The organism is Pseudomonas sp. C2B4 (assembly GCF_013359695.1).
Lineage (GTDB): Bacteria > Pseudomonadota > Gammaproteobacteria > Pseudomonadales > Pseudomonadaceae > Aquipseudomonas.
In genome coordinates this window covers 68,544-80,370 of the sequence record NZ_JABFMU010000026.1, presented here as the reverse complement: position 1 = coordinate 80,370, position 11,827 = coordinate 68,544, and the positions used below count along the sequence as shown (strand labels likewise).

General features: G+C 60.8%; 10 protein-coding genes. 3 read left to right on the top strand and 7 right to left on the bottom strand.

All coding sequences use genetic code 11. The features are described 5' to 3' along the window. Positions 1-83: 83 nt before the first annotated feature. The 5 genes from HNQ83_RS17545 to HNQ83_RS17525 form a co-directional block, all read right to left on the bottom strand. A complete protein-coding gene (locus HNQ83_RS17545; RefSeq protein ID WP_175390093.1) occupies positions 84-719 on the bottom strand; it encodes a lysoplasmalogenase in 636 nt (211 codons plus the stop codon). 2 nt (positions 720-721) lie between these two features. Further along, complete coding sequence (locus HNQ83_RS17540) at positions 722-1,114, bottom strand: protease inhibitor I42 family protein (RefSeq protein WP_175390092.1); 393 nt, start codon at positions 1,112-1,114, stop codon at positions 722-724. Between the two features lie 218 nt (positions 1,115-1,332). Beyond that, positions 1,333-3,750, bottom strand: a complete 2,418-nt coding sequence (gene lon / locus HNQ83_RS17535) for an endopeptidase La (RefSeq protein WP_175390091.1) — start codon at positions 3,748-3,750, stop codon at positions 1,333-1,335. 305 nt (positions 3,751-4,055) lie between these two features. After that, a complete protein-coding gene (locus tag HNQ83_RS17530; RefSeq protein ID WP_175390090.1) occupies positions 4,056-6,464 on the bottom strand; it encodes a glucose/quinate/shikimate family membrane-bound PQQ-dependent dehydrogenase in 2,409 nt (802 codons plus the stop codon). A gap of 213 nt (positions 6,465-6,677) precedes the next feature. Continuing rightward, a complete protein-coding gene (locus tag HNQ83_RS17525; RefSeq protein WP_175390089.1) occupies positions 6,678-8,060 on the bottom strand; it encodes a carbohydrate porin in 1,383 nt (460 codons plus the stop codon). A 374-nt stretch (positions 8,061-8,434) separates the two neighbouring features. On the opposite strand from HNQ83_RS17525, the gene HNQ83_RS17520 reads away from it, so the two are divergent. Beyond that, the gene (locus tag HNQ83_RS17520; protein WP_095193720.1) at positions 8,435-8,665 is read left to right on the top strand and encodes a VF530 family DNA-binding protein; all 231 of its coding nucleotides are present in this window, start codon (positions 8,435-8,437) and stop codon (positions 8,663-8,665) included. Between the two features lie 2 nt (positions 8,666-8,667). Continuing rightward, complete coding sequence (locus tag HNQ83_RS17515; protein ID WP_175390088.1) at positions 8,668-9,321, top strand: Pr6Pr family membrane protein; 654 nt, start codon at positions 8,668-8,670, stop codon at positions 9,319-9,321. Between the two features lie 104 nt (positions 9,322-9,425). On the opposite strand, the gene HNQ83_RS17510 is transcribed toward HNQ83_RS17515, so the two are convergent. Together HNQ83_RS17510 and HNQ83_RS17505 are read right to left on the bottom strand one after the other, a co-directional pair. Further along, entirely contained in the window at positions 9,426-10,217 is a 792-nt protein-coding gene (locus HNQ83_RS17510; RefSeq protein ID WP_175390087.1) for a siderophore-interacting protein, read from the bottom strand. Continuing rightward, complete coding sequence (locus HNQ83_RS17505) at positions 10,214-10,789, bottom strand: PadR family transcriptional regulator (RefSeq protein WP_175390086.1); 576 nt, start codon at positions 10,787-10,789, stop codon at positions 10,214-10,216. The genes HNQ83_RS17510 and HNQ83_RS17505 overlap by 4 nt, the downstream gene beginning before the upstream one ends. A gap of 513 nt (positions 10,790-11,302) precedes the next feature. Between HNQ83_RS17505 and HNQ83_RS17500 the strand changes: the two genes are divergently transcribed. Continuing rightward, on the top strand, positions 11,303-11,797 hold the full coding sequence (locus HNQ83_RS17500; RefSeq protein WP_175390085.1) for a CS1 type fimbrial major subunit: 495 nt from the start codon (positions 11,303-11,305) through the stop codon (positions 11,795-11,797). The last annotated feature ends 30 nt before the right edge of the window (positions 11,798-11,827 follow it).

Below are 11,827 nucleotides of genomic sequence, written 5' to 3'. Positions count from 1 at the left end.
GTCGGTGATATCGCTTTCGCGAGCAGGCTCGCTCCCACAGGGATTGCGCTAAACCTGTGGGAGCGAGCCTGCTCGCGAAGAATTCAGCGCGGTTCTGGACCGAACGCCGACGCGGTAATGCCCCATTGCCCCAGCCAATAGCTGAGGATGATCACATACGGCGCGGCATCGAACGGCGCCACAAAGCGGCTGATGCCAATCACGCTGTCCGAGAACACAAACGCCACGGCACCCGCCGCAGCGAGCAGCGCCGAACGCTTGGGCACGTCGGTGCCGAGGCGGGCCAAGGCTCGCCAGAGCATGGCGCTGATGGCCACGCCGTAAACGATGACCGGGATGAGCAACGGCCCCAATCCGTGGGCGATCAGAATCCCCAGCAGCACCGCGCCCACACCCAGGGCGATGATCAGCGGCAACAGCGCCAGTCGCCTGCAATCGCTCAAATAAGCTTTCAGATAGGCCAGATGCGCGACCAGGAACGTCCCAAGGCCGAACACAAACAAATCCCCCGGCCACGCCAGCAACACATCGCCCAGCAGGGAGAAAATCAATCCAAGGCTGATCCAGCGCCGGTACTCGCTGGGGGGCGCGTCATGCAGCCAGCCGAGCAGGGCGAGGACGGGCAGCGGTTTGACCAGCAGGCAGAGCAACGAGGCGTGCACGCTCAGGCCGTAGAGAAACGTCACCGCGCCCATTAGCGCCAGGATCAGCCAGCCCATGGTCAGTTAACCGAAATGGCGCAGTCGAAAGACTCCACCGGCAGCACTTCCGGCGCCCAAGGCTGTTGCGAGGTCAGGCGTAAACGCCCGGTACCGGAGGTGAATGCCTGAAAACGCCAGGTCGAGATCCCCGCCGCACCCACCACGCCAGCATCTTCCGGGTTGCTGTAGACCTCGGGGCCCAGTGCGCGCAATACGCCGCCGGCCGAATCCTGGATGGCCCAGCGGTAGCCTGTGGTCGGGTTGCTCGGCAGGGTCAGGATCAGGTTTTGCCCGTTGGTGAGCTTCACCGGGCATTCGCTTTGTTTTTCCACGGTCACGTTGTGCTTGGGTTGCGTGGCGCAGGCGGCCAGCAGCGCGAGGGCGAGGGGGACAAACAGGCGGGTGGGGGACATAAGGTCAGTGGCTCCGGCGTTCACGACGAACGGCGAGCATAACCGAGATGAGACAAAATGTGACAGCAGCCGGGAAATGGCGGCGTGAGTGCTGACGCCTTCGCGAGCAGGCTCGCTCCCACAAGGGATTTGAGTGGGGCACAAAATATGTGTGAACCCTAAATCCCTGTGGGAGCGAGCCTGCTCGCGAAAGCGGTGGCGCAGGCGCTAAGAGACTGTCAGAACAACACCTTCGCCACATCCGCAAACCGCTTGGCGAAATGCACGGTGATGCCTTCCTTCAGGTAATCCGGCAGTTCCTCGAAGTTCCCCCGATTCGCCTCCGGCAGGATCAGCTCGAAAATCTTCTGCCGCCGCGCCGCAATCACCTTTTCGCGCACGCCGCCGATCGGCAGTACATGCCCGGTCAGGGTCAGTTCGCCGGTCATGGCCACGCCTTTTTTCGGCGGCTGGTTGCGGGCGAGGGACAGCAGGGCGCTGGCCATGGTTACGCCGGCGCTCGGGCCGTCCTTCGGCGTCGCGCCCTCCGGCACGTGCAGGTGCACGAAGGCTTCATCGAAGAACTTCGGATCGCCGCCGAACGACTTCAGATGGGAGCTGACGTAGCTGTAGGCAATTTCCGCGGACTCCTTCATCACATCACCCAGTTGCCCGGTGAGTTTGAAACCGCGGTTCAACGTATGAATTCGTGTCGCTTCGATCGGCAGGGTCGCGCCGCCCATGCTGGTCCAGGCCAGCCCGGTGATGACGCCAGTGCCGGACAGGACCTGTTCGTTGCGGAATACCGGATGGCCGAGGGAGGCTTCCAGGTCTTTCGGACCGAGTTTGATCACCGCGTCCGGCTCGTCGATCAATTTCATCACGGCCTTGCGCACCAGTTTGCCCAGCTGTTTTTCCAGCTGCCGCACGCCGGCCTCACGGGCGTAGCCGTCGATCAAGGATTTCAACGCGCTGTCACTGATGCTCAGACTGCCTTTGGAGACCCCGGCTTTTTCCAACAGCTTGGGCCACAGGTGGCGCTTGGCGATGGCGACTTTTTCTTCGGTGATGTATCCCGACAGGCGGATCACTTCCATGCGGTCGAGCAGCGGGCCGGGTATGGAATCCAGGGTGTTGGCGGTGCAGACGAACAGCACTTTCGACAGGTCCATGCGCAGGTCGAGGTAGTGGTCGAGGAATTCGACGTTCTGTTCCGGATCCAGGGTTTCCAGCAGCGCGGAGGCCGGGTCGCCCTGGTAGCTCTGGCCCATCTTGTCGATTTCGTCGAGCATGATCACCGGGTTCATCACTTCGACGTCTTTCAGCGCCTGCACCAGTTTGCCCGGCTGCGCGCCGATGTAGGTGCGGCGGTGGCCCTTGATCTCGGCTTCGTCGCGCATGCCGCCGAGGCTGAAGCGGTAGAACGGCCGGCCCAGGGATTCGGCGATGGATTTGCCGACGCTGGTCTTGCCCACGCCCGGCGGGCCGACCAGCAGCACGATGGAGCCGCTGATCTCGCCTTTGTAGGCCCCGACCGCGAGGAATTCGAGGATGCGATCCTTGATGTCGTCGAGGCCGGCGTGGTGTTTATCCAGCACCTTGCGCGCGTGCTTGAGGTCGAGTTTGTCCTCGCCGTACACGCCCCACGGCACCGAGGTCGCCCAGTCGAGGTAGTTGCGGGTCACCGCATACTCCGGCGAGCCGGTCTCGAGGATCGACAGCTTGTTCATCTCTTCTTCGATGCGCTTCTGCGCCTGCGACGACAGGACCTTGCCGGTCAGCCGCTGCTCGAATTGTTCCAGGTCGGCGCTGCGGTCGTCCTTGGTCAGCCCCAGCTCCTGCTGGATGACCTTGAGTTGTTCCTTGAGGAAGAATTCGCGCTGATGTTCGCCGATCTTGCGGTTCACTTCGGCGGAGATTTCCTTTTGCAGGCGCGCGACTTCGACTTCCTTGCGCAGCATCGGCAGGACTTTTTCCATGCGCTTGAGCATCGGCACGCAGTCGAGCACTTCCTGCAGTTCGCTGCCGGTGGCCGAGGTCAGCGCGGCGGCGAAATCGGTCAGCGGTGACGGATCGTTGGGGCTGAAGCGGTTGAGGTAGTTCTTCAGCTCTTCGCTGTACAGCGGATTGAGTGGCAGCAACTCCTTGATCGCATTGATCAGCGCCATGCCGTAGGCCTTGACCTCATCGGTCGGCTCGGTGGGCTGGTGCGGGTATTCGACCTCCACCAGGTACGGCGGGCGATGGTGCTTGAGCCAGGTCTTGAGGCGGACGCGGGTCAGGCCCTGGGCAACGAATTGCAATTTGCCGTTTTCGCGGCTGGCGTGGTGCACCTTGACCAGCGTGCCGTACAGCGGCAGGGCCGAGGTGTCGAAGTGGCGTGGGTTGTCCTGAGGCGTGTCCATGTAGAACAGGGCCAGGGAATGGTGTTCGGACTTGGCCACCAGATCCAGGGTTTCCGCCCACGGTTCTTCATTGACGATGACCGGCAGCACCTGGGCCGGGAAGAACGGTCGGTTATGGATCGGGATGATGTAGACCTTGTCCGGCAGATTCTGGCCGGGCAGGGCGAGGCCTTTGCCGGGGGTGTGGTGAGGGGCATTTTCCGGGTCGGCGTATTCGCTCGGGTCTTCGGGGAATTCCTGCTGGTCGCTCATGTGGGCACCTGCGCAATGGGTATGGGTCTTAGATGGGGCAGGTTGGCGGTGGTTTCAATGATGTCTTGGGGTTAATGGATCATTCGAAGGTGTGTTCAGCAGGGATTCAGGTTAGCTGGACTTTGGGGTGTCGCCGAACAAACTGTGGGAGCGAGCCTGCTCGCGAAGACGGCGTGTCAGTCAATCGAAGTGTTAGCGATACACCGCTTTCGCGAGCAGGCTCGCTCCCACAGTTGGCTTTTTGTTGGTCATGAAAAAGGCGACGCCTGTGAGGGCGTCGCCTTTGGTTTTACTGCCGTTATGACTTACTCGGACAGCTTGTACGCAATCACATAGTCACCCTGTTTGGTGCCCAGCGAACCGTGACCGCCGGCCACGACCAGTACGTACTGTTTGCCGTCCTTGCCGGTGTAGGTCATCGGCGTGGTTTGCGCGCCGGCCGGCAGGCGGCCTTCCCACAGCTGCTTGCCGTTTTTCACGTCATAGGCACGCAGGTACTGGTCGAGGGTGCCGCTGAGGAACCCGACGCCACCGGCGGTGGTGAAGGTGCCGCCCAGGCTGGGAACGCCCATGCTCAGGGGAATCGGAACCGGCGAGCTGTCGCGCACGGTGCCGTTCTTGTGCATCCAGATTTTTTCATGGGTGGTCAGGTCGATCGCCGCCACGTAGCCCCACGCGGGTGCCTGGCACGGCAGGCCCATTGGCGACAGCAGCGCTTCGAGGACCACGCCGTACGGCGCGCCTTTGTTTGGCTGCACGCCTTCGGTTTCGCTTTTGCGCGGGCCTTGGGCGGCGATGTCGGCGGCCGGGATCATCTTCGACTTGAACGCCATGTAGCTCGGGTTAACGAAGGCGATCTGGCGCACCGGGTCGACCGAGATTCCGCCCCAGTCGAACACGCCGAAGTTACCCGGATACACGATCGAACCCTGCAGCGATGGCGGGGTGAACGGGCCGTCGTAGCGCATGGATTTGAAGTCGATCCGGCAGATCAGCTGGTCGAACGGGGTCACGCCCCACATGTCGCGTTCCTGCAGCGGTGGCGGCATCAGGTTGAGGTCGGATTTCGGTTGGGTCGGCGAGGTGTGATCGCCTTCCACCGCGCCTTGCGGCACCGGCACTTCATTGATCGGCACGATGGCCTGGCCGGTGCTGCGGTCCAGCACGTAGATGCTGCCTTGCTTGGTGGAGGCCAAGACCGCCGGCTTCACGCCATCAGCGGTTTTCAGGTCCATCAGGGTTGGCTGGCCGCCGACGTCCATGTCCCACAGGTCATGGTGGGTGAACTGGAAGTGCCAGCGCACTTTACCGGTGGCGATGTCCAGGGCGGTCAGGCCGGCGGCGTGCAGTTCCGATTCCGGGGTGCGCGCACCACCGAACTGGTCCGGGGTCTGGTTGCCCATCGGCAGGTAGAGCATGCCGAGTTTTTCATCGACCGCGAACATGGACCACATGTTCGGCGAATTGCGGGTGTAGACCTTGCCTTCGGCAATCGGCGTCGTGTCGTCCGGGTTGCCGCTGTCCCAGTTCCACACCAGTTTGCCGGTGTGCACGTCGAACGCGCGGATCACGCCGCTTGGCTCGTCGGTGGAGACGTTATCGGTGACGTGACCGCCAATGACCACCAGGTCCTTGGTGACCGCCGGCGGCGACGTGGAGTAGTAACCACCGGCCGTGAAGCCGCCGATGTTGGCACGCAGGTCGACCTGGCCCTTGTCGCCGAAGTCTTCGCACATCTTGCCGGTGTCGGCGTTGAGGGCGATCAGACGGGTGTCGGCAGTCGGCAGGAAGATCCGGCGCGGGCAGATGCTGGCGACGGGGGCGCTGGCGCTGCCGGTCGGGCTCTGTTCGGAGGCATACACCGCATCATCGTGATAGGTCACGCCACGGCAGGTCATGTGCGCCCAACCCTTGAAGTTCGCCGCGTTCTGCGTGGAGAGCTTCGGATCGAAACGCCAGATTTCCTTGCCGGAGTCCGGGTCCAGCGCGATCACCTGGCTGTGTGGCGTGCACACGTACAGCATGCCGTTGACTTTCAGCGGGGTGTTTTCGGCAGTGGTTTCGCCCGGGTCGTTCGGCCCTGGCAGATCGCCGGTGCGGTAGGTCCAGGCCGGCACCAGTTTGTGCACGTTCTGCGGGGTGATCTGCGCCAGTGGCGAGTAACGGTCACCGTGAGCGCTGCGGCCGTAGGAGTTCCAGTCGCCGTCCGGCATGGCCGGGGCGGTGTTGGTCATGCCTGGCACGCTGTCGCGGTCCAGTTGACCCTTGATTTCACCGGGGTTGGTGAATTGGCTGGCCAGTGCGGTTGCGCCAGCAATCACAACGGCCACGCTCAGTGCGCCGGTGCCCAGCGGTGCAGCGCCTTGGCGCAGCAGCGGACGGCGAAACCACGGCAACAACATGACGATGCCAAGGGCAAACAGCATGGCCAGACGCGGCACCAGTTGCCACCAGTCGAGGTCGACTTCCCACAGCGCCCAAACGGTGCTGGCGAACAGCACCAGCGCGTACAGGCCCAGCGCGGCACGGCGAGCGGCGATCAGCAGGATGCCGGTCAGGGCCAGGCCAATACCGGCCAGCAGGTAATACAGCGAGCCGCCGAGCAGGCTCAGCTTGATACCGCCTGCCAGCATGGCCAGGCCCATTAGCAGAAGCAGGACACCGAGCAGGCTCGGCAGCAGACGGCTTCGACTCAAAGCACCATCAGTGCTCATAGTGTGGTTCTCCGTGACATTTCAAGTAGTCCCGCGCAGGTTCACTGTAGATGAGGATCCTGTGCGGGCAGGGTTTAGATAAAAGGTGTCCAGTCGATGCGGCCCCTTGTGGGAGCGAGCCTGCTCGCGAAAGCGGTGTGTCAGCCGACGCTAATGTTGGATCTGATGGCCTCTTCGCGAGCAGGCTCGCTCCCACAGGTTTTTGCGAAATTCTTAGAACGACGACTGGATCTTGAGCCCGCCAATCAGCGCGTCGTCGACCTGGTCCACGCCACCGGGGTGACGGATGTATTGCAGGTTCGGGCGCACGGTCAGCCAGTTCGTGACGTGCACGCCGTAGTAGAGTTCGGCGCTGTATTCGGTGTCCTGGGGCGGCAGGAACGACGGGTCGTCGTAGTCGAAAACCGCGTGGGCCTGATTGGTCGCCTCGGCGTTTTTCCGATAGGCCGGGTTGACGTGGACACGGGCCAGGGCGAAGCCGATGTCGTCATTGGAACGCGCGTCAAACAGGCCTTTGTAGACGACACCGGCCTGGACGTAGTTGTCGATGGCGTTGGTCTTCTTGTCGTGCATCGTGCCGTTGGCAAACACGCTCAAACCCCGACTGTGATCGCTGGCGACGCTGGTGATTTGCTGCTGGATGCCGAGCCACACACCGTGTTTGCTCGACGCACTGCGGTACGCCTCGCCACTCAGGGCAGCGGGCTGGCCGTTGCTGTCCTTGTAGGCGTCGGTGGCGTTGGCGCTGCTGTAGTAATAACCGGCGCGGTACTCGCCCGGCAGGCCATTGAGCTTCGGTGTCCACACCAGTTCAACCGGCAGGATCGCGCCCTGGGTGCCGCTGCCGCTGAGCTTGAAGCCGTTGTTGCGATCGAGGTTCGACGGGTTTTGCTCAAAGGCGCCGACCTGCGCGTACAGCTCGGGCGTCAGGTGATACTTGACCCGCATCGCCCACTGGCTGACCGGCCAGTTGTACCAGATGCCGCCGTCCCAGTTGCCGACCTGGGAGCCGCAGAACGCCAGGTTCTGGAAATCGCAGGGGAAGCTGTTGAAGTCTTCGCCTTCGCCGAAACGGCCGACCTTGATATCGAGTTTCTGGTCGAAAAACTTCTGCTGGTACCACATCTGCGTCAGTCGCCAGGTCTGGCCCCGGCCCCAGACTTCCTGGGCCGAGGTAAATCCGCCCACGCGCGGATCATTGATGCGGTCGTTGCTGATGTTGTTGCCGCTGCGCTCGGTAATGGTCAGCTGAAACGCCGCGTCGTTCCAGCCAAGGATCTTCTGCAAATCCAGATGGGTGCCGAAGCCGAATTGATCGCTGTAACGGGCTGTCCGGTCATGGTCGTAGCCGCCGTGCAGATTGCTGCCCATTTCACCGGTGTAGTCGACCTTGAAGTCGTAGCCTTTCTCTGCCAGTTCGCTGCGCGTGCCGTTCCAGTCACCGAGCATCCACGGTGAGTCGCTATCGAAGGCCGGGGTGGCCTGGACGCAAGTGGCGAGGCTCAATGCGGTGAATCCGCCGAGGAGGTTCAGGGGTTTCTGGCGAATGACAGGCGTAAAGACAGCGCTGTCTTTCGAGGTTTGTAAATCGGGCATTCTTGATCTTTTTCTGGGGAATGAACGGAAACAGCAGAACTGAAGGGAATTGCGGAAGCGTTTCAGCTAAAGCGTGCGCAAGGATAATGTTCTGTTACAAATAGAGAAAGGGCTTTTACTGACATGCATCGTTTCGGATTTGGTAACAGTGAGGCGGGCCACTGTAGGAGCGAGACTGTTCGCGAAGGGGGTGAACGATAACGCGTTCATCCAGATGCCCCGCAGCGTCATTGGTTTCTTCGCGAGCAGGCTCGCTCCCACAAAGTTGTCGCGGTTCACCTACATTTAACGGACAGCACACAGATCGCTTCCCCCCAACGAAGCCCTCGGCTAAGGTGCGCGGCTTCCCATTCCTACATCGCTGAAGGCCCGGCATGACCGAACAGACCCACGACCCGCTGCATGGCGTCACCCTGGAGCAAATCCTCAACGCCCTGGTTGAACACTACGAATGGTCGGGGCTGGCCGAGCGCATTGATATCCGTTGCTTCAAGAGTGACCCCAGCATCAAGTCGAGCCTGACCTTTCTGCGCAAGACGCCGTGGGCGAGGGAGAAAGTCGAGCGCCTGTACGTGAAGTTGATGCGCACCAAGCGTCCGCTCTGAACATGGTCATCCAGTCAGTTGCGCGGCGTCGCTTCGTCGCCGTCGCTGCCATCCTTGGCTGGGCCGGATTGAGCATTCAGCTGTACCTGATTTTCTACTCGCGCTGGACCTTGGCAGCCAGTCTGCTGGGCGGACTGGTGAGCTTCTTCAGTTATTTCACCGTGCTCAGCAATACGCTGGTGGCGACGGTATTGACCTGTGAACTGACGTCCCGCGAATCTGCGGCACGTCGCTGGTTCCTGCAGCCGTGGGTCAGCAGTGGCATTGCCGTGAGCATCGCCGTGGTCGGCGTGGCATACAGCCTGTTGTTGCGCCACTTATGGCACCCCGAAGGCTGGCAATGGCTGGCTGATGAGCTGATGCACGACGTGATACCGCTGCTGTTTCTGGTCTATTGGTGGTGCTGGGTACCCAAGGGCACGTTGCGGTTGTGGCATATCGCGCTGTGGGTGGTTTATCCGCTGGTGTACTTCGGTTATGCGTTGCTGCGCGGGCATTTGCTGGCGGCGTATCCCTATCCGTTCATTGATGTGGATAAGCTGGGTTATCCACAGGTGTTTATCAATGCGGGTGGGCTGCTGGTGGGGTTTGTGGTGATTGCACTGGTGGTGATCGGATTGGATCGATGGCGTGGTGGCAAAGGCATGGATGTGTAGCGGTTGTAGCATCGCCTTCGCAAGCAGGCTCGCTCCCACAGTGGATCAGCGTACACCGGCCCCTTGTTGGAGCGAGCCTGCTCGCGAAGGGGCCAGTGAGGAAGTTACTCCTCTTCGCTACCATCCAGCCGCCAGTAGCCAACCGCTTTGACGAATTGATCATCCAGCCCATGCTCATCGAGCAACACCCGGCGAATCTGCCGCGATACCTTGCTCTCGGTCGCGACCCAGGCATACAGGCTGCCGGTCGGCACCTTGACCTGGCGCACGGTGGTCAGCAAATGGTCCTTGCCCCCTTCACGCAGCACCCAGATCACATTCACCTCGGCAGCGCTCTCGAGCACCTGCTGCTCCTTGCCGTTTTCCACTTCGATGATCACCAGCGCACGCCGATTGGCCGCCAGGCCTTCCAGGCGCCGGGCGATGGCGGGCAGGGCGGTTTCGTCGCCGATCAGCAGGTAGCTGTCGAAGATGTCCGGCACGATCATTGAACCCCGTGGGCCACCGATGTGCAGGAACTGCCCCGGTTTGGCCTGTTCGGCCCAGGTCGAGGCAGGACCGTCGCCGTGCAGGACGAAGTCGATGTCCAGTTCCAGCGTATCGAGGTCATAGCGCCGTGGGGTGTAATCACGCATGGCCGGCATCGGGCCGCTGTCTTTGCCGGCACCCAGTACCAGGGTTTCCAGCGCCGCCTGTTCCGCCGCGTTCTGCGGGAACAGCAGTTTGACGTGATCGTCCGTGCCGAGGCTGACGAAGCCTGCCAGCTCCGGTCCGCCCAAGGTTATGCGGCGCATGCGCGGCGTCAGATCAACCACGCGCAGTACCTCCAGCCGACGGCGTTTGATTTCATGCATGACGCGGTGAATGCCTTGGGATGGGTCGATAATGTCGGTCATTCGGTTGGCTCCTGGGCAGATTGAACGGCGGGGCCGTCGACAATGGCTTTGGCGGTGTTATTGAGCAGGTCGCGGACCCGCAGGATTTCCTCCGGGCTCCAGCGACCGTGATGCATCTGCAAGGCATGCCGCAGGTTATGCACCGCTTCATGGATCTCGGGCGGTCGGTCATGGCCGCGCAACGAGCGCTTGCTGACCTCGATGCGCATGCGCACGCCATCCAGCGCAATCGCCTGCTCGCTCAAGGAAAGACGTCCGGCATCGGTCACGCTGTAGCGTTTTTTACCGCCTTCGGCATCGCCCGAAATCATTTCGCTTTCTTCAAGGAAGGTCAGGGTGGGGTAGATCACGCCGGGGCTGGGGCTGTAGGCGCCGTCGAACATGCCCTCGATCTGGCGGATCAGGTCGTAGCCGTGGCACGGCTGCTCGGCGATCAGCGCCAGCAGCAGCAGTTTCAGGTCACCGGGGGCGAACACACGGGGACCCCGGCCGCCGCGCTCGCGGCCGGGGCGTTTTTCGAAGCCGTCGCGGCCATCGCCGTGTTCACGGTGGGGGGAATGATGGTCTCTCATTTTCTCTTGCTCTCTTCACGTTTAGATACAACTTAAGATATATCTTGTTGGATGAGCAAGGCTTTTGTTGAGAATGAATGTCATTGGCCGACGAATGGCGGTCAGCAGGGAGAGAAAAATCATGAATCTATCCAGCGCGCCCATCTGGATATTGTGTTCATGCGGACAATCTCAAAAGTTAAAGCTATCACTCTATTTAATTGGAGCTTATATTCTAGATTCGCTCCATGTTCCCGTATTCAATAGTCGATGTTGCTGTATGGTTTTTAGTTGAAAACTGTATGTAGTATGGAACTTACAGTTGCTGTTTCTGTTTTCCTTTATTTGTTCTTTTTTCTTTCCGGCTATGAAGTAGTTGAACTACGCGATCATCGGAAGTTGCCTGCTTACTTTCCAGAACGAACAGTCGATCATGCCCCGGCGTTGAAAGTCCAAACCAACACGACCCTCAACAGGTAGGCGTTATTTGCACTTTCAATGAACTGATCCTTCCAAGAAAACAGGTACTGACTGATGTTCAAGAAATTCGCAATCGCTGCTCCACTGGCTGTTCTGGCACTCAACTCCTCCATGGCCTTCGCCGCCGGTGAAGCGGCTCACTCCATCAGCCTCGTCGCTCACGTGCCGACCAATGGTTTCTATGTGGTCCCGACTGACTCGGACCTGGTCAACAAGGACCAGGACATGAGCTTCCAGCCGAGCACCGGCAAGATGCGTGAAGTCACCGGTTTCTTCGACGTGCGCAACAACAACGGTTCGGTTCACGCCAGCCTGGAAAGTGCACCGAAACTGATCTCTGGTTCCGAAGCCATTGATTTGAAAGTCGAGTTCAACAACAAGGAACTGACCCTGACGCCACAGCTGGTGGTGGGTGAAGCCGAGTCCGACGTGAACTACCGTGCCCCGCTGAAAATCAGCGCCAAAGGCACTACTTTCCAACCGGGTGATTACACCGGCATGGTCGCCATGACCTTCGATGCTGTGCCTCCTGTTGCCCCTGCGCCTTGATCGAACGATCAGCAATAAACGCTAGTTATT

What these genes read in the sequence shown, in the direction of transcription:
- HNQ83_RS17545 (WP_175390093.1), bottom strand. Translation starts at nt 719, where the DNA reads ATGGGCTGGCTGATCCTGGCGCTAATGGGCGCGGTGACGTTTCTCTAC.
- HNQ83_RS17540 (WP_175390092.1), bottom strand. Translation starts at nt 1,114, where the DNA reads ATGTCCCCCACCCGCCTGTTTGTCCCCCTCGCCCTCGCGCTGCTGGCC.
- lon (WP_175390091.1), bottom strand. Translation starts at nt 3,750, where the DNA reads ATGAGCGACCAGCAGGAATTCCCCGAAGACCCGAGCGAATACGCCGAC.
- HNQ83_RS17530 (WP_175390090.1), bottom strand. Translation starts at nt 6,464, where the DNA reads ATGAGCACTGATGGTGCTTTGAGTCGAAGCCGTCTGCTGCCGAGCCTG.
- HNQ83_RS17525 (WP_175390089.1), bottom strand. Translation starts at nt 8,060, where the DNA reads ATGCCCGATTTACAAACCTCGAAAGACAGCGCTGTCTTTACGCCTGTC.
- HNQ83_RS17520 (WP_095193720.1), top strand. Translation starts at nt 8,435, where the DNA reads ATGACCGAACAGACCCACGACCCGCTGCATGGCGTCACCCTGGAGCAA.
- HNQ83_RS17515 (WP_175390088.1), top strand. Translation starts at nt 8,668, where the DNA reads ATGGTCATCCAGTCAGTTGCGCGGCGTCGCTTCGTCGCCGTCGCTGCC.
- HNQ83_RS17510 (WP_175390087.1), bottom strand. Translation starts at nt 10,217, where the DNA reads ATGACCGACATTATCGACCCATCCCAAGGCATTCACCGCGTCATGCAT.
- HNQ83_RS17505 (WP_175390086.1), bottom strand. Translation starts at nt 10,789, where the DNA reads ATGAGAGACCATCATTCCCCCCACCGTGAACACGGCGATGGCCGCGAC.
- HNQ83_RS17500 (WP_175390085.1), top strand. Translation starts at nt 11,303, where the DNA reads ATGTTCAAGAAATTCGCAATCGCTGCTCCACTGGCTGTTCTGGCACTC.